A 17,958-nucleotide genomic window follows, 5' to 3' on the forward strand; every position below is an offset into this window, starting at 1 on the left:
AGCCTTATAGGCCAGCGTGTTGCAGCTCGATCACCGGCCCTGATGGCGGCGCTAAAACCCCAGGCGAAAAAAAACCGAAGCCGTTCAAGGCTTCGGTTTTTCTTGGCATCAGCGCAGGGCTCAGGCCGGGAACAGCTCGCTCAGCTTCATCGACAGCATCATGTCGCCTTCAACGCGCAGCTTGCCGCCCATGAAGGCCTGCATGCCGTCGGTGTCGCCGCTGACGATGCCTTTGAGGGTTTCGCTGTCCAGCACCAGGGTGCAGTTGGCGTCGGCGTTTTCGCCTTCCTGGACTTCGCAGGTGCCATCCTTGACGATCAGGGCGTAGTGCTTGTCTTCGTCGGTGATGTTGAAACCGAACACCAGGTCAAGACCGGCAGCAGCGGCTGGGTTGAACTTGGCTTTCATCGCTTCGACGGCTTTTGCTACATCGCTCATGGTGTGTTCCTTATTAAGTGATTACGGCAACCAGTACAGGTTGCCACGGGCCGGGACTCACCGGTAGGTGATGAGCTCCGGCGCCTTCAACAGTTGCACATGGGCTTGGCTGTTGAAGGAAGCCAGGGTCACCTCGCGGCCACGAAACTTCAGCTGGCTGAGCGAGGTGTTGATGATCTGCCAGTTCAGCTCGAAAGCCTGGCTGGCAGTGATACAGGTAACCAGGTGGAGCAGGGCGGTGATAGTGCCACCCGAAGTGAAAATCGCAATGTTGTCGCCATTTTCGGCCCGCTGCAGCACCCGCTGCAGGCCACCGTCCACGCGCTCGACAAACCCCTGCCAGGACTCCTGGCAGTCGCCAGGGTGTTCACCACCGTGCCAACGCTGGATGAGCAGGGCGAACAGGCGCTGGAACTCGCTGCGGTTCTGGGCCCCGTTGCGCAGGATATGCAGCGCTTCGGGTTCTTGCGGCAACAGCCCGGGCAATAGGCCACGGATCACGGCGTCGGCATCGAATTCGTTAAAGGCGGTATCGGTCTCCAGCTCAGGCACGCTGCAACCGGCCTGGCGCAGGGTGGCCAGGGCCAGACGCGCGGTGTCTTGCTGGCGGCGCAAGTCGCCGGCCAGGCAACGATCCAGGCGTACACCCAGTTGGGCCAGGTGTTCGCCGAGCGCTTCGCTCTGACGCATGCCCACAGGCGAGAGGACGTCGTAGTCGTCTGCACCAAATGAGGCCTGGCCATGTCGAATCAGGTAGATACTGCCCACGTCGTGCGCCTGCGCTAATAATGAGGCCGAGGTTAGGATGCCGCTGGCAGGCTGTCAACGAAAAAACATACAAGCGTTTGAAAAGAGCGTTTGAACTGCATTGCTGGACATTTCCTACGCTGGTAGGGGCAAGGCAGCGTCGGTATGCTTGACTATCGGTTCGCGCCGTTCGGGCGCCGGCATGTTAAGGAGTTACTGTGGAGTTTCTTGCAGAGTACGCAAGCTTTCTCGCCAAGACCGCGACCCTGGTGATCGCGATTCTGGTTGTTCTTTCGGCGATTGCCGGGTTGCGTGGCAAAGGCCGGCGCAAGGCCGGCGGGCAGTTGCAGGTCAACAAGCTCAACGAGTTTTACAAAGACTTGCGCGAGCGCCTGGAAAGCAGCTTGCTGGACAAAGCCCAGCTCAAGGCGCTGCGCAAGCAGCAAGCCAAGGCGCAAAAGCAGCAGAAGAAAACCCCCGAAGACAAACCTCGGGTGTTCGTGCTCGATTTTGACGGTGACATCAAGGCTTCGGCCACTGAAAGCCTGCGTCACGAGATCACCGCCGTGCTGAGCCTTGCGACGCCGCGTGATGAAGTGGTACTGCGCCTGGAGAGCGGTGGCGGCATGGTTCACAGCTACGGTCTGGCCTCTTCGCAATTGGCACGTATTCGTCAGGCGGGTATTCCGCTGACCGTCTGTATCGACAAGGTCGCGGCCAGTGGTGGCTACATGATGGCTTGTATTGGTGACAAAATTGTCAGTGCGCCCTTTGCCATTCTCGGTTCGATCGGTGTTGTGGCGCAGTTGCCTAACGTCAACCGCCTGCTGAAAAAGCATGATGTCGATTTCGAAGTGTTCACTGCCGGTGAATACAAACGCACCGTGACGGTGTTTGGCGAAAACACTGAAAAGGGCCGGGAGAAGTTCCAGGAAGACCTGGACGTTACCCACCAGTTGTTCAAGGATTTTGTCTCGCGCTATCGCCCGCAGCTGCATATCGACGATGTAGCCACCGGTGAAGTGTGGTTGGGCGTCGCCGCACTGAATAAGCAACTGGTTGACGAGCTCAAGACCAGTGACGAGTACCTGGGGGACCGCGCACGTGAGGCAAATCTGTACCACTTGCACTATGCCGAACGCAAAAGCCTGCAGGAGCGGGTAGGGCTGGCGGCCAGTGGTTCGATTGAAAATACCTTGCTTGGCCTTTGGAGCAAACTCGGCCAGTGGCGCTGAGCAATATATATGTAGTACCTGCGCATCGGTCGTTTGGTTTTTCCTGTGGGCTCAATTGCACACAGGAAAGCACTTATGCCGAATTCTCACGCTCCTTCCATTCCAGGCCTGCATGGCCGTTTCCTGGCGGATCGTCTGCCTGATTGGTTGAAACACGCCACCCCCGCTGATTTCAAGCGGTGGCGCCACAGCCAGCGTCCGGCACAGTTGACCTCAGTTGGTGCCGCCGTCTGGTTCCAGCGGGCCAGCAACGCAGAACGTGAAGCCCTGCTCCACGCACAACATCGCAGTAAAATTTCGACCCAAGCCCTGACCAGGGCGCTCAAGGACTTCAAGGGCTTGAGCGCCTTTGCTGAGCCGTTGCTCAAGGCCAGACTGAAAGAGGCGCTGGGGGAGGTCAAGGTTGACGTCAATACTACACAGCTGGTGGAAATTCATTATGAGCCAGAGCTGTTGGGCGCCATGCTCCGGCTCAAGCCGCGCCAGCAAAGCCTGATGCAGGCGGCGCTGCAGAACTTTGCTGCAAACAGCCAGTTTGCACCAGGGAGTGCCTTGACGCCTAAGGATCATTTTTCCCTTGAGTTGATCCCGACCCCGGAAGGGACTGTTCCGCGCTTCCAGTATAGTTACACCAGCAAGTTGCCTATCAAACCCGAACAGTTTGCCACTCTGTGTCATGAGCTGGATCTGGGGGGCAAATACCAGGCGCATATCAGTGAGATATACGAAAACCCCCGCACCCGTGACACCGTGCGCAAGTTGTCGATCGATGCCTACAAGGATCATTTGCGCCAAGCTGTTCAGATAGCGTTCATGAAGGGCGAAATCTCTGCCTCGGCGCGCGAAATGTTCAATGGCCTGCTGGATGGCCAACGTGCGCCACTGTTGCATGGCAAGCCGGTGAGCTATCAGGCGCTGAGCATGTTTGGATCACCGCTTCATCAGGTGCTGATATTCAGTGCCAACCGGATCAACAGCAACACGCTGGAGCCGGTAATCGCCTATCTGCCAGGCGCACCGCTGTACCCGCTCAAGGAATATCGTTCGGCCGCCGAGTTTAAGCGTGACTTGCGGACGAACCTGCTTAACCCCGCGTATCTAGAGCTGTTTCGGGGTTATGTAGCCAAACATGAGCACGCTCACTTCTTCAAACGCCTGGATGAGACGCTGTATGACAGAAGCATAGATGTTGATGGTCAGCTCGATCCTCATGCCAATCTGCACATCCGGGATGTAACCATCGAACCTGAACTGTTTGGCTATGTACAGGACCAGCAGTTGCAACGGCTCAAGGCCAATGCTCGCGACCTGGCGGTACCCAGCGCCGAGGTGGATGAGGCGGCGAAGCGCCAACGCCTGGCGTATTGGGAGAGTATTGGTTTCAATGTGCTCAATGCGGCGGCCTTTTTTGTGCCCGGTGTTGGTGAGGTGATGGCGGTGGTGGCCGGCGCGCAGTTGGTCAAAGAGGTTATCGACGGTGCACATGCCTGGGAAGCGGGTGAGCTCGATGAGGCGCTGGCGCACTTCGAATCGGTGGCAATGAATGTAGCCTTGGTTGCAGGTTTTGGCGCTGCGGGGCATGTAGGCGCTCCGGTGCAGGCCAGCGAGCGCGTGGATGGTCTGCTACGGGTCACCTTGCCTGGTGGTGAGCAGCGCTTGTGGAAGCCTGATCTGCTGCCCTATACCCAGACGATCGACCTGGCCGGCATCGCCCCTGATGCCCAAGGGCTGTACACGCTGAATGGCAGCACCTATATCCGCATTGAGGAGCAGGTCTGTGAAGTGTCCCAGGATGCAGACGGCGCCTGGTCGATCCGTCATCCGAACGACCCTGATGCATATCAGCCGGCACTCAGGCACAACCGCGAAGGAGCCTGGCAGGCCGTTGGTGAGCAGCCGTTGCAATGGAGTCATATTCAGCTGCTGAGAAGGATTGGTCACGCTACACGCGGTTTGTCGGATGACGTGCTTGAGCAGGCTGCGCAGATCAGCGGGATCAACGACGATGTGCTGCGAAGCATGCACATCGACCAGTTGTCAGTACCGCCGTTGTTGGGTGATACCTTGCGGCGGTTTCAGATCGACCGCCGGGTGACCCGGTTGATTGACAGTTTGCGCAGTGGCGAAGCTGAAGGGGAGGGGCTGGGGCTGGGGCTGGAGTTGAGCCTGGAGTTAGCGCGCTGGCCGGAGCGGGTCCTTGAGGTGTATGACCCAGCCAATCCTGACCGAGGGAGCATGCGCTATGGCGCAAACCGCTGGCCGAACGGGCGGGTCATTCGTATATCGGTCCAGGAGTTGTATGCCAATCAACTGGCCGACAAGGTGCTGGCAGACCTGAACCAGACAGAAGCCCTCGAGTTGTTTGGTTCCTCTGTCGAACCGGACAAGCGTCTAGCGGTATTACGGCAGCTCATTGCCGAGCGTGCCGTCAAGCGCCGCGACGAGATCTACCAGATTATGGATCAGCACGGCCATGCGCCTCGCAGCACTGAACAACAACGCTTGATCCGGGATTTCCCCTTGCTCACCGACGCGGCTGCGCAGGAGATCATCAGCGCCGCAGACGCTGAGGAGCACATGCAGTTGCAGGCTGTTGATGGTCGCGTTCCGATGCGCCTGGCGGAGGAGGCGCGCGTCTACCAACGCCAGTTTGCCCTGAGTCGGGCCATACAAGGATTGCATGAGCCTACACTGGCAAACCTGGACAGCGATCGCCTGGCGGTGGGGCTAATGGCCCAGTTGCCGGGGTGGACCGACACGGTCTGCATCCAGTTGCGTGAAGAGCGGTTGACAGGCCGATTATTGGCTAACGCAGGCCCACCTCAAGGCGAGCTCAAATCAATCGTACGCTCAGGGCGCCTGTACACCGCTTATGACGCCCAAGGCCTTGAACTGAGCAATGGCGAGTCGTTGTTCGCCACCTTGCTCAAAGCGCTGCCCGATAGTGAGCGCGAGGCCGTCAATCTCGATATCTACAGTGCTCAATCGTTGCGCTTGAAGCTCTGCGCGATTGCTGTGGAGGATCGAGCCATGGCAGCGACTTTGCTTGGACAACAACCCATCAGGCCGTGGTTTCGCTCGCCGTTGCGTTTGGCAGACGGCCGCGCCGGCTATCCTTTGGGCGGAGTGGTCAGCAGCGAATGGGCAATCAATTCTCGGCTAAACGCGCTGTTCCCTGAGTTGCGGGACGCAGAGCTTGAGGCGCTGAAAAGGCGCTTACTGGACGAGAACCAAACCATGGGGGATGCTATTTTTCGGCTCGAGGGCGAACTCAACACGCTTCAACGAACCCTTGATCTGTGGGTAGAGGGTGCTCGCGGCGATTTCCGTAGCTATCACTTTCGTCGAGGAGTCCGGGAGCAACTGCTCAGTGCCTGGCGTCGACAGGGTGGCCCACGGCAATCGGAGTTGCAATTGGGGATGCTGGGTAGCGGGTCACTACCCACGCTGACTGCGCGTTTCGAGCACATACAAAGTCTAACTATCCACCACATGAACCTTGAGCAGTTTCCTGACGGTTTTTTGCGCTGCTTTCCCCGTCTGCAACACCTGTCATTGGAAGGCACTGCGTTGCGCGTCCTTCCTGCGGAGATCAGCGCGTTGACGGAACTCAACTCCCTGGACTTGACCGGGGTCCGACTTACCGCCAGCGACACCATGTTCGATGCGCTGACGCCGCTGGTCAGGCTGAGGTCGCTGGAGCTGCAAAGCAACCAACTGCACAACATCCCTGATGCAGCGGTGGAAACGCTTAGCAGATTGCCCGCATTAACGCGCCTGAACCTGCGCTACAACCGGGGCTTGAGCAACAACGGCCTGGCAATGCTGACCCGATTGCCGTTGCAATATCTGGACTTGAGCAGTACCGGGCTAGTGCTTGATCAGGCTAGCGCCCAGGTTTTCTCGCGGTTTGTCCATTTGCAGCGTTTGCGGTTGGGTGGCAACCCCTTGGGCGAGGCACCCGAGCTTGGCAGTCTGGTGCGGCTGGAAATTCTGGAACTGGACCGTTGCGAGTTAAGAGAGTGGCCTGTGGGGCTTACCACCCTAATGAATCAGGAACTTCGCCAGTTGCGTACTGTGGACCTCAGCCGCAATCTGATCACGCAATTGCCGGACTTGGCCGCGACGCGCTTCGGTAGCGATTTACGCGCCCAGATTGGTAACACACTCAGGCTCAACCTGAGCTTCAATCCGCTCGAAGCCCAGAGCATTATGCGTTTGCGCCAGGTCCGGGGAGTATTCGCTGCTGAAAGGTCAGAGGGGTTGCATCCGCGTCCGGGTTCAGTTTGGCTTGTGGATGCAACCCAAGCTCAGAGTGAGCTGTGGGACACCATGTTCCAGTCGCGGCGCCATGCCGCACTCGAGGAAATGCTTGAGCGCCTTGCAGCGTCCAGGGAATTTCAGCGCAACGCACCTCAGTTGCGCGCCCGAGTATGGAAAATGCTCGAACTGGCCTCGCAACATAACCAGCTTCGAGAGGAACTGCAGGCAATCGCCGAAGGTTTTCCAGTAACCTGTGGTGATGCTGGCGCCGACGCTTTCAGTGATCTGGAAACCGCCGTCTTGGTGTTTGAAAGCAGTGCACAGGCAACGTTAAGTACCCGCCGTGCTGAATTGTTGGCGTTGTACAGGCAACTGTTTCGTCGCCATGAAGTTAAACGAATGGCCGATAAACTGTCATTGGCGCGCATGGCGCGGCGTCGAGCGCTACTGGAAAACGGCACGTTGCCCGATTTGGATCCGCTGGATGACATCAGCGATGGCGAGTTGCGGCGACATCCGGTTGAGGATATCGAGATCCGATTGGCTTTGCGCCAGGATCTGGCAAACGTGCTGAACTACCCGGAGCCTTCAAGTGGAATGCTCTATCGGGATCTGGCCAATGTAACGCCGAACATGGTAAGGCACTTTGAAAATGCAGTCCGGGCGGTTGATACGACCGCCAACCGCCACGCATGGATGGTAGAAGAAATCAGTTGGCAGCGTTACCTGAGGCAGCACTATGCGCAGCAGTTAGACGAAGTCGCAAATATCTGGTCTGAAGGTCTGGCGTATCTGGATTATTGCAATGGCGCTGAGGAGATGCCCGGTGCCCTGAGCAATGACGTGTTGCAGGTCTTGCGCACGGCGCTGAATGAAGAGCCTGTTGCACCAGACGGAGCGTTGCGAAGGCTTGAGATCGGCAGCCAGCAGTACGAGGATGCGGCCAACGCCGTGGCCAAAGGGCAAAAAAGAGCTGAAACAGAAATGATGGTGAGATTGACCCAGCTTGAAGAGGAAACGGTCTGAGTCGTCAATAAGGAAGGCCCCGCATGCGGGGCCTTTTACTTTAGCGGCGACGGAACAGCGGTTGCGGTTCGTCGGTTGCAGCCTGATAAGTCACCGAGAAGTCTTTAAGGCTTTCCAGTGCTTCAACCGGGTCTTTGTCAGCCCGTAGGGCGAAGGCGTCGAAACCGCAGCGCTTCATGTAGAACAGCTGGTCGCGCAGCACGTCGCCGATGGCGCGTAGCTCACCGGTAAACTTGTAGCGATCACGCAACAGACGCGCATTGGAGTAGTTGCGCCCGTCAGTGAAGGCCGGGAAGTTCAGGGCGATGACCTGGAATTCGTTGACGACCTCGCCGATTTCTTCGGCCTCTTCATCGGCGTCCAGCCATACGCCCAGACCGCCGTCACGGGCCTTGAGCATATGGCCGTGTTCGCGCCATAGCTGTAGCGGAACAATGTAGTCGTCGCAGTTGGTCACTTCGTCGATGTTGAAGTCCTTGGGCAGCAGGTGCCAGGTTTCGTCGACGATTTCGTTGTTCTTAATGATTCGCTGCATAGACGCGTTCCTTGAAAGGGTCGATGCCAATACGCTGGTAGGTGTCGATGAAGCGCTCGTCTTCGGTGCGTTGTTCAACGTAGACATTGATCAGCTTCTCGATCACATCCGGCATGTCGTCCTGGGCGAAGGACGGACCGAGGATCTTGCCCAGGCTGGCGTCACGGCTAGCGCTGCCACCGAGGGAGACCTGGTAGAACTCTTCGCCTTTCTTGTCCACCCCGAGAATGCCGATGTGACCGACGTGGTGGTGACCACAGGCGTTCATGCAGCCGGAGATGTTCAGGTCCAATTCGCCGATGTCGAACAGGTAATCCAGGTTGTCGAAACGGCGCTGGATGGATTCGGCAATCGGGATCGACTTGGCGTTGGCCAGGGAACAGAAATCGCCACCCGGGCAGCAGATGATGTCGGTCAGCAGGCCGATGTTCGGCGTGGCGAAACCGTTTTCACGCAACTCCAGCCACAGGGCGTGCAGTTGGCTCTGCTCGACATCGGCGAGGATGATGTTCTGCTCGTGGGAGGTGCGCAGCTGGCCGAAGCTGTAACGCTCGGCGAGGTCGGCGACGGCATCGAGCTGTTTGTCGGTCAGGTCGCCAGGGGCGACACCGGTAGGTTTGAGCGACAGGGTCACGGCAACGTAGCCGGGCTTCTTGTGCGCCAGGACATTGCGGGTGCGCCAGCGGGCAAAGCCTGGGTGCTGTTGCTCAAGCTCGCTGAAGTCGAGGTTATCCAGCTGCTTGTAGTCCGGGTCGACGAAGTGCTTGGCCACACGCTGCAGTTCGGCTTCGGTCAGTGTGGTGCTGCCGCCACGCAGGTGGACCATTTCGGCCTCGACCTTCTCGGCGAAGACTTCAGGCGTGAGCGCTTTGACCAGGATCTTGATCCGCGCCTTGTACTTGTTATCGCGACGGCCATAGCGGTTGTAAACCCGCAGGATCGCATCGAGGTAGCTGAGCAGGTCCTGCCATGGCAGGAACTCGTTGATAAAGGCACCGACCACCGGGGTACGGCCCAGACCACCGCCGACCAGCACGCGGAAACCCAGCTCGCCGGCGGCATTGTACACCGGCTCAAGGCCGATATCGTGTACTTCGATGGCCGCACGGTCGCTGCTTGAGCCATTGATCGCGATTTTGAATTTACGTGGCAGGTAAGCGAATTCGGGGTGGAAGGTAGTCCACTGGCGAACGATCTCACACCACGGGCGTGGGTCGATCACTTCATCGGCAGCGACACCGGCGAACTGGTCGGTGGTGACGTTGCGCAGGCAGTTGCCGCTGGTCTGGATCGCATGCATCTGCACGGTGGCCAGTTCAGCCAGGATCTCCGGGATGTCTTCCAGGGCTGGCCAGTTGTACTGCACGTTCTGCCGGGTGCTGATGTGGGCATAGCCCTTGTCGTAGTCGCGCGCGATCTTCGCCAGCATCCGCGTCTGACGCGAGGTCAGCTGGCCATAAGGCACGGCGACCCGCAACATCGGGGCAAAACGTTGGATATAAAGGCCATTTTGCAGGCGCAGGGGGCGGAACTCTTCTTCGCTCAGCTCACCGGCCAGGTAGCGGCGGGTCTGATCACGGAACTGCTTTACGCGGTCCTCGATGATCCGCTGATCGTACTCGTCGTATACGTACATAGGGGTCCTGTTCTCAAGCTGCTTGCAGCTAATCGCGCGCACGGCCGCGCACTCCCTAAACGGAGCGAAGGAAAGATAGCAGTTTGTGTTTATGCGCAAAAGTGATGTTTTTGCATATGAAAAGAACCATTTGGACTAAGTGAGACTGAATGCCATTTGCCTGTTTGGCCCTCTGCGGTGTTTATAATCAACAGTTTGAAGAGCAGGAGCTAATCTGCATGCTCAAGGCCTTGTGCCAAAGCTTGTGCCTGAGTCTGCCGCTGGTTGCCAGCGCGCACGCCGCGTCAGTGGTTTTTCTCAATCCGGGCTATTCCAGCGAAACCTTCTGGGTCAGCTATTCGCACTTCATGCAGGCCGCCGCCAAGGACCTGGGCATGCAGTTGCACATCGAGTACAGCGAGCGGCGTCCGGAGCTGGCACTGATCCAGGCGCGCGAGGTGCTTGAGGGCAAGCACCGGCCGGATTACCTGGTGCTGGTCAACGAGCAGTACGTGGCCCCGGAGATCATTCGCCTGTCGCGCGGCAGTGGGGTCAAGTTATTCCTGGTCAATAACGGTTTGACCCATGACCAGGCCGAGTTGATTCATGCTCACCCGGACAAGTACCCGCCATTGCTTGGCACGTTGGTGGGTAACGATGAACAGGCCGGCTATCAGATGCTCAAGGAGCTGATAGCCCTGCGCTTGCGGGAAGGCTCGCAGCGGCCGATCGAACTGCTGGCCTTTTCCGGCCTCAAGACCACGCCGGCGGCGCAGTTGCGTGAGCAGGGCATGCGCCGCGCCCTGGCCGAACACCCGCAGGTTCGCTTGCGTCAAGTGGTGTACGGCGGCTGGGGGCAGAAGCGGGCATATGAGCAGGCGCAGCAACTGTTGAAGCGCTACCCGAACATCGAACTGGTCTGGTCGGCCAATGACGAGATGGCCTTTGGTGCCATGCAGGCTTTTGTCGAAGCGGGCCGCACGCCAGGCAGGGATGTCCTGTTCAGTGCCGTCAACAGCTCCCCGCAAGCGCTACAGGCGCGAATCGACGGCCGTCTCAGCGTGCTGATGGGCGGGCACTTCTCTTTGGGTGGCTGGGCAATGGTGTTGTTGCACGATGATGCGCTGAATCTGCCAATCAACCGTGATGGACAGCGCGATCACCAGGTGCCGGTGCTGCAACTGATCGACCCGGTGCGCGCCCGGCGCTGGTTGAATCTTCAGGATCAGGCCGACTATGGCCTGGATTTCAACCACTTCAGCGCTCAAGGCCATTCTGCCGAGTACCGCTACCCATTCCTGAGCGCACCGGTCAAATATTAAAATATCCCTGCTTGAGCAAAGGGCATTGCTGAACTTAACTGCTACGGGTGACATGCATTCCCATAACCACTAATAAGAGGCGATGCAATGGGAAACTCGACCAAAGCGGGTAAGAGTGACAGCAGTGTCGATGCTTGGGCGATACTCTGTCTGATCGTCCTGGTTGTTGTGACTGCGGTGTATTGGGTCAGCCACCAGTGATATCACGCGATGGGTAATCATGAACCGCCCGCAGAAAGGAGATCTGCGGGCGGATTGCGTTTCAGCGTGCGGTAAGGTGCATGGCCAGTTGCACCAGCCCGACCAGTACCAGAATGAAAATCAAGGTGAAGACGGTGCCCAGCACGATGAAATGGCTGGCCTTGCCGTAGGTGAAGTCGCGGGCGCGGTTCTTGCCGCTTTGCACGCCGAACGCCGCTGCCAGAATGCTTTGCAGCATCTGCCAGAAGGTTGGGGGTTTGCCTTGGGCTTGGTCGTCCATGAGGGGCTCCTTGGGGAAGGCATCCCCCTCAGTGTAGACCGGATCGCGGGGCAAGTCGGGTCGCCGCGATTTCAGTTAGCTGTCATACCCAAGATTAGGCGCCAACCAGCGCTCACTCACGCTCAAGTCCTGGCCTTTACGCGCGGTGTAGCTCTGCACCTGATCCTTGTCGACCTTGCCCACGGCAAAGTACTGCGCCTGCGGATGCGCGAAGTACCAGCCGCTGACCGCCGCCGCCGGGAACATGGCGAAGTGCTCGGTGAGGAACACGCCGCTGGGGCCGGTTTCGCCGATGGCCGTGCCATCGAGCAGGCGGAACAGGGTTTCCTTCTCGGTGTGGTCCGGGCAGGCCGGGTAGCCTGGGGCCGGGCGGATGCCCGAGTACTGCTCCTTGATCAATGCTTCGTTGTCCAGGTGTTCGTCCTTGGCATAACCCCAGTAGTCTTTACGCACCTGCTCGTGCAGCCATTCGGCGCAGGCTTCGGCCAGGCGGTCGGCGAGGGCCTTGACCATGATCGAGTTGTAGTCGTCGCCCTTGTCCTGGTAAGCCTTGGCCACCTCTTCGGCACCGATGCCGGCGGTGGTGATGAAGCCGCCAACGTAATCGGTGATCCCGGTTTCCTTTGGCGCGACGAAGTCGGCGAGGGAGAAGTTCGGCTTGTTGTCCGGCTTGATCGTCTGCTGGCGCAGGTGGTGGAGCTGGGCCAGTGGCTGACCGTCGGCGCCATAGACTTCGATGTCGTCGTGGTTGACCTGGTTGGCCGGCCAGAAACCGAACACCGCACGGGCGCTGATCAGTTTCTCGTCGATCAGCTTGGCGAGCATTTCCTGAGCATCCTTGAACAACGCGGTGGCCGCTTCGCCGACCACTTCGTCGGTGAGGATGCGCGGGTACTTACCGGCCAGGTCCCAGGAGATAAAGAACGGCGTCCAGTCGATGTATTCGGCCAGCACCTTCAGGTCGATGTTCTCCAGTACCTTGGCCCCGGTAAAGGTCGGCACCGCCGGCTGATAACCGGCCCAGTCATATTTCGGTTTGGCCGCAATCGACTGCTCGTAGCTCAGGCGCTCGGTGCGGGCGCTGCGGTTGGCGGTGCGCTCGCGTACTTCGACATAATCCTGGCGGGTTTTCTCGACGAAGCCAGGCTTGAGCTCTTTGGACAATAGCTGGGTAGCCACGCCAACAGCACGCGAAGCGTCGGTAACGTAGACCACGGCGTCATTGCTGTACTTGGGCTCGATCTTCACCGCCGTGTGTGCCTTGGAGGTGGTCGCGCCACCGATCATCAGCGGCAAGTGGAAGTCCTGGCGCTGCATCTCGCGGGCGACGTGGACCATCTCGTCGAGAGAGGGGGTGATCAAGCCGGAGAGGCCAATGATGTCGCACTTCTGCTCGCGAGCGGTCTGCAGGATTTTCTCGGCCGGGACCATTACGCCAAGATCTACGATGTCGTAACCGTTGCAACCAAGTACCACGCCGACGATGTTCTTGCCAATGTCGTGCACGTCGCCCTTGACCGTGGCCATGAGGATCTTGCCCTTGGCTTCGGGTTTGTCGCCTTTTTCCGCTTCGATGAAGGGGATCAGGTGGGCCACCGCCTGCTTCATCACCCGCGCCGATTTCACCACCTGTGGCAGGAACATCTTGCCGGCACCGAACAGGTCACCGACCACGTTCATGCCGCTCATCAGCGGGCCTTCGATGACTTCGATCGGGCGCGCGCATTGCTGGCGGCATTCCTCGGTGTCTTCGACGATAAAGGCGGTGATGCCCTTGACCAGCGCATGTTCCAGGCGCTTGCCGACCGGCAGTGAACGCCACTCTTCGTTCTCGACTTCCTTGACCGCGCCGCCGCCCTTGTAGTCGTCGGCAATCGCCAGCAGGGCGTCGGTGCCTTCCGGGGTGCGGTTGAGCACCACGTCCTCGACCTTCTCGCGCAGGGCAGGTGGAATCTCGTCGTAGATCTCCAGCTGGCCGGCGTTGACGATACCCATGGTCAGACCATTCTGGATCGCGTGATAGAGGAACACCGAGTGAATCGCCTCACGCACCGGGTTGTTGCCGCGGAACGAGAACGACACGTTGGACACCCCGCCCGAGCTCAGCGCATAGGGCAGATGATCGCGAATGTAGGCGCAGGCTTCGATGAAATCGACGGCGTAATTGTTGTGCTCCTCGATGCCGGTGGCGACGGCGAAGATGTTCGGGTCGAAGATGATGTCTTCCGGCGGGAAGCCCACTTCGTTGACCAGGATGTCGTAGCTGCGCTGGCAGATCTCGCGCTTGCGCGCCGCAGTGTCGGCCTGACCGACTTCGTCAAAGGCCATCACCACCACAGCGGCGCCATAGCGCTTGCACAGTTTGGCGTGATGCTTGAAGGCCTCGACGCCTTCTTTCATCGAGATCGAGTTGACGATGCCCTTGCCCTGGATGCACTTGAGGCCGGCTTCGATCACCTCCCACTTGGAGGAGTCGATCATGATCGGTACGCGCGAGATGTCCGGCTCACCGGCGATCAGGTTGAGGAACTTGACCATGGCCGCCTGGGAATCGAGCATCCCTTCGTCCATGTTGATGTCGATCACTTGGGCGCCAGCCTCGACCTGCTGCAGGGCGACTTCCAGCGCTTCGGTGTAGTTATCTTCGCGGATCAGCCTTGCGAACTTGGCGGACCCGGTGATGTTGGTGCGCTCGCCGACGTTGACGAACAGCGAACTGCGATCGATGGTAAACGGCTCAAGACCCGACAGGCGACAGGCCTTGGGGATGTCCGGAATGGCCCGTGGCTTGTACTTGGCTACCGCCTCGGCAATCGCCTGGATGTGCCCCGGGGTGGTGCCGCAGCAACCGCCGATGATGTTGAGGAAACCGCTGGCGGCGAACTCCTCGACCACTACTGCCATTTCGGCCGGGGTTTCGTCGTATTCACCGAAGGCGTTCGGCAGGCCGGCGTTCGGGTGCGCAGATACGTGGGTGCCGGCCTTGGTCGACAGCTCTTCCAGGTACGGACGCAGGTCCTTTGCACCGAGGGCGCAGTTCAGGCCGACCGAGATCGGGTTGGCGTGACGCACCGAGTTCCAGAAGGCTTCGGTGGTCTGGCCGGACAGGGTCCGGCCGGAGGCGTCGGTGATGGTCCCGGAAATCATGATCGGCAATTCGACGCCGTCTTCCTCGAACACCTGTTGCACAGCAAAGATCGCTGCCTTGGCGTTAAGAGTGTCGAAGATGGTCTCGATCAGGATCAGGTCGGCGCCACCTTCGATCAGGCCGCGCGTGGCCTCAAGGTAGTTTTCTACCAACAGATCGAAGGTGACGTTGCGATAGCCAGGGTCGTTGACGTCGGGCGAGATCGAGCAGGTGCGACTGGTCGGACCGAGCACGCCGGCAACGAAACGCGGCTTGTCGGGGGTTTCCAGGGTCTTGGCATCGGCCACCTGACGGGCAATGCGTGCGCCTTCGCGGTTAAGCTCGTAGGCCAGCGACTCCATGCCGTAGTCGGCCTGGGAAATCTGCGTGGCGTTGAAGGTGTTGGTTTCAAGAATATCGGCACCTGCGTCCAGATACGCTTTCTCGATGGCGGCGATGACATCCGGGCGCGAGAGCAGCAGCAGGTCGTTGTTGCCTTTGACATCGCTTGGCCAATCGGCGAAGCGCGTGCCACGATAGTCGTGTTCCTCCAGGCGGTAGCTTTGGATCATAGTACCCATGCCGCCATCGAGAATCAGGATGCGCTCTTTGAGTGCGTGCTGAAGTGCTTGGAAACGAGCGCTGCGGTCAGACATAGGACTACCTGGTCGGGCGAAAACAAAAGTTGCGGAATAATAACAAAGCTGCGCGGTTTTTAGACATGTCGAGCATTTACATGAATTTCATTCATGTTGGCGCGCCGCCAGCACCGGTAGAATCGTGAAGCTATCAATACCCAGGACATTCGGCACATGGTGCATCGTTTACTTGCCGGCGCATTCGCTCTGTTCATCAGCGGCGTGGCGTTGGGGCAAGCCCCGCAATCGAGCTCGGCTATTTCCTATACCCGTGACATCCAACCGATCTTCACCGAGAAATGCGTGGCTTGCCACGCCTGCAACGACGCGGCCTGCCAGCTGAACCTGGGCAGTGCCGAGGGCGCTTCGCGGGGCGCCTCCAAGGTGCCGGTGTACCAGGGTGATCGCAGCAAGGCCGTGGCCCCGACCCGCTTGTTCTACGATGCCAACAGCACTGAGGCCTGGCAGCGTAAAGGCTTTCACTCGGTGCTCGACAACCAGGGCAGCCAGGCTGCGCTGATGGCACGGATGCTCGAACTGGGCCACAAGACGCCGCTGACGCCCAACGCCAAGTTGCCTGAAGAGATTGTTCTGGGCCTGAACCGCAACAACATGTGCCCGTTGCCCGGCGAATTCGACGCCTATGCCGGCGCGCACCCCAAGGAGGGCATGCCGCTGGCGGTCACCGGCCTCACCGATGTCGAGTACCAGACTCTGCAACGCTGGCTCGCCGCAGGTGCGCCAGTGGAGCACAACCCGATCCAGCCAAGCGCCATGGAGGCCTCGCAGATCGCCGACTGGGAAGCGTTGCTCAACCGTCCTGGCTCGACCGAAGCACTGGTCGGGCGCTGGCTGTACGAGCATCTGTTCCTCGCGCATATCCATTTTGTCGGTGGTGAACAGGGCCATTTCTTCCAGTGGGTACGTTCGCGTACACCCAGTGGCCAGCCCATCGACCTGATCGCGACGCGTCGCCCCAACGATCCACCGGGCACCGACTTCTACTACCGGTTGATGCCGGTGCAGGGCGTGATCGTGCATAAAACCCACATCACTTACCCGATGGGGGCGCAGAAACTCAAGCGCGTCAAACAGCTGTTCTACAGCGGCGACTGGCACGCCAAGGCGCTGCCAGGCTACGGCCCGCGCCACCGCGCCAACCCTTTCGAAACCTTCGAAGCGATCCCGGCCGTGGCCCGTTACCAGTTCATGCTGGATAACGCTGAGTATTTCGTGCGTACCTTCATCCGCGGCCCGGTGTGCCGGGGTCAGATCGCCACTGACGTGATCCGCGACAATTTCTGGGCGCTGTTCCAGGAGCCGGCCCACGACCGCTACCTGACCGATGCCGAGTACCGCGGCCAGGCCACGCCATTGCTGGCCATGCCTGGGCAGATCGACGATGTGGGCAGCATCCTGACCCTGTGGCATGCCTACCGCGACAAGCGCAACGAGTACGAAAAACTGCGCCGCGATACGTATGCCGACATGCCGGCGCCGAGCTGGTCGACCCTGTGGGCCGGTAACGACAACGCACTGCTGAGCATCTTCCGCCACTTCGACAGCGCGTCGGTGACCAAGGGCCTGATCGGCGATGTACCCAAGACCCTGTGGCTGTTCGACTACCCGCTGTTCGAACGCACTTACTACCAGCTGGCGGTCAACTTCGATGTCTACGGCAACGTCTCGCACCAGGCGCAGACACGCTTGTACTTCGACCTGATCCGCAACGGCGCCGAGGTCAACTTCCTGCGTCTGATGCCGGCTGACCAGCGCGGCGCGATACTCGGCGACTGGTACCAGAACAGCGGCAAGGTGAAGATGTGGATGGACTACGAGGAAATCGACACTGACACCCCGAGCGCACTGCAACTGGCCGCCAATGACCCCAAACGCGATTTTGGCCTCAAGCTGATCCAGCGCACCGGTAGCCTCAATGCTGCGCCCGACCCGATCAACCGTTGCCAGGGGGCTTATTGCTCGCGTCCGGAAATGAATGCTGAATTCCGTGATATCGAACAGACCCTGAGTCGTCTGGTGTCGCGTCCGGCTGCGGGGCTGAAGGTCATCAGCCAACTGCCTGAGGCAACCCTGCTGCGTATCGAAGGGCAGGGCGGTCAGCGTCAGGTCTACAGCTTGTTGCGCAACCGTGCCCACAGCAACGTGGCCTTCATGCTCGGTGAGGCGTATCGCTACCAGCCGGGTCTGGACACCCTGACCCTGTTCCCGGGCGTGCTGAGCAGTTACCCGAACTTCATGTTTAACGTCCCCGCTGCCGATGTTCCGGAGTTCGTCGAGGACCTGGAAGCGGCCCGCGATGATACGGCCAGGTTTGAACGTGTGGTCATGCGCTGGGGCGTGCGTCGCAGCCATCCGCAGTTCTGGCAGTACTTCCACGACCTCAACAGCTACATCAAGGAAACCGATGCGGTTGAGGCGGGCGTGCTCGACATGAACCGCTACGAAAACCTCTGAGCAGGGTCGCCGGGAGGGTCGCTTGACCTTTCCCGGCTCCGGCCAGGCTTTTCCCG

At 59.5% G+C, this 17,958-nt stretch carries 10 protein-coding genes; 4 read left to right on the forward strand and 6 right to left on the reverse strand.

Going from position 1 to position 17,958, the window contains the following annotated elements; translation table 11 throughout:
* Nucleotides 1–120: 120 nt before the first annotated feature.
* Both C6382_RS04660 and C6382_RS04665 read right to left on the reverse strand, forming a co-directional pair.
* Nucleotides 121–438: an SCP2 sterol-binding domain-containing protein gene (locus tag C6382_RS04660; RefSeq protein ID WP_107023362.1), complete on the reverse strand. Its 318-nt coding sequence runs from the start codon at nucleotides 436–438 to the stop codon at nucleotides 121–123.
* Between the two features lie 57 nt (nucleotides 439–495).
* Nucleotides 496–1,206, reverse strand: a complete 711-nt coding sequence (locus C6382_RS04665) for a histidine phosphatase family protein (protein WP_107023363.1) — start codon at nucleotides 1,204–1,206, stop codon at nucleotides 496–498.
* A gap of 197 nt (nucleotides 1,207–1,403) precedes the next feature.
* Here C6382_RS04665 and sohB point away from each other — a divergent pair, with 197 nt between their 5' ends.
* Together sohB and C6382_RS04675 are read left to right on the forward strand one after the other, a co-directional pair.
* Nucleotides 1,404–2,420, forward strand: a complete 1,017-nt coding sequence (gene sohB / locus C6382_RS04670) for a protease SohB (RefSeq protein ID WP_107023364.1) — start codon at nucleotides 1,404–1,406, stop codon at nucleotides 2,418–2,420.
* Between the two features lie 147 nt (nucleotides 2,421–2,567).
* On the forward strand, nucleotides 2,568–7,709 hold the full coding sequence (locus C6382_RS04675; RefSeq protein ID WP_158262098.1) for an NEL-type E3 ubiquitin ligase domain-containing protein: 5,142 nt from the start codon (nucleotides 2,568–2,570) through the stop codon (nucleotides 7,707–7,709).
* A gap of 40 nt (nucleotides 7,710–7,749) precedes the next feature.
* Here C6382_RS04675 and C6382_RS04680 read toward each other — a convergent pair whose 3' ends face one another.
* Nucleotides 7,750–8,244: a DUF934 domain-containing protein gene (locus C6382_RS04680; RefSeq protein ID WP_107023366.1), complete on the reverse strand. Its 495-nt coding sequence runs from the start codon at nucleotides 8,242–8,244 to the stop codon at nucleotides 7,750–7,752.
* Complete coding sequence (locus C6382_RS04685) at nucleotides 8,228–9,880, reverse strand: nitrite/sulfite reductase (protein WP_107023367.1); 1,653 nt, start codon at nucleotides 9,878–9,880, stop codon at nucleotides 8,228–8,230. The genes C6382_RS04680 and C6382_RS04685 overlap by 17 nt, the downstream gene beginning before the upstream one ends.
* Before the next feature lie 218 nt (nucleotides 9,881–10,098).
* Here C6382_RS04685 and C6382_RS04690 point away from each other — a divergent pair, with 218 nt between their 5' ends.
* The gene (locus C6382_RS04690; RefSeq protein ID WP_107023368.1) at nucleotides 10,099–11,181 is read left to right on the forward strand and encodes an ABC transporter substrate-binding protein; all 1,083 of its coding nucleotides are present in this window, start codon (nucleotides 10,099–10,101) and stop codon (nucleotides 11,179–11,181) included.
* Between the two features lie 262 nt (nucleotides 11,182–11,443).
* Here C6382_RS04690 and C6382_RS04695 read toward each other — a convergent pair whose 3' ends face one another.
* Both C6382_RS04695 and metH read right to left on the reverse strand, forming a co-directional pair.
* Nucleotides 11,444–11,662, reverse strand: a complete 219-nt coding sequence (locus C6382_RS04695) for a DUF2970 domain-containing protein (RefSeq protein ID WP_107023369.1) — start codon at nucleotides 11,660–11,662, stop codon at nucleotides 11,444–11,446.
* 75 nt (nucleotides 11,663–11,737) lie between these two features.
* Nucleotides 11,738–15,445 carry a methionine synthase gene (metH, locus tag C6382_RS04700; protein WP_107023370.1) on the reverse strand — a complete coding sequence of 1,236 codons (3,708 nt, stop codon included), beginning with the start codon at nucleotides 15,443–15,445 and terminating at the stop codon, nucleotides 11,738–11,740.
* 156 nt (nucleotides 15,446–15,601) lie between these two features.
* On the opposite strand from metH, the gene C6382_RS04705 reads away from it, so the two are divergent.
* Nucleotides 15,602–17,902 (forward strand): fatty acid cis/trans isomerase, encoded by a 2,301-nt coding sequence (locus C6382_RS04705; RefSeq protein WP_107023371.1) that lies wholly within the window; start codon nucleotides 15,602–15,604, stop codon nucleotides 17,900–17,902.
* Nucleotides 17,903–17,958 lie beyond the last annotated feature (56 nt).

Source organism: Pseudomonas sp. BBP2017, assembly GCF_003024385.1.
Classification (GTDB): domain Bacteria; phylum Pseudomonadota; class Gammaproteobacteria; order Pseudomonadales; family Pseudomonadaceae; genus Aquipseudomonas.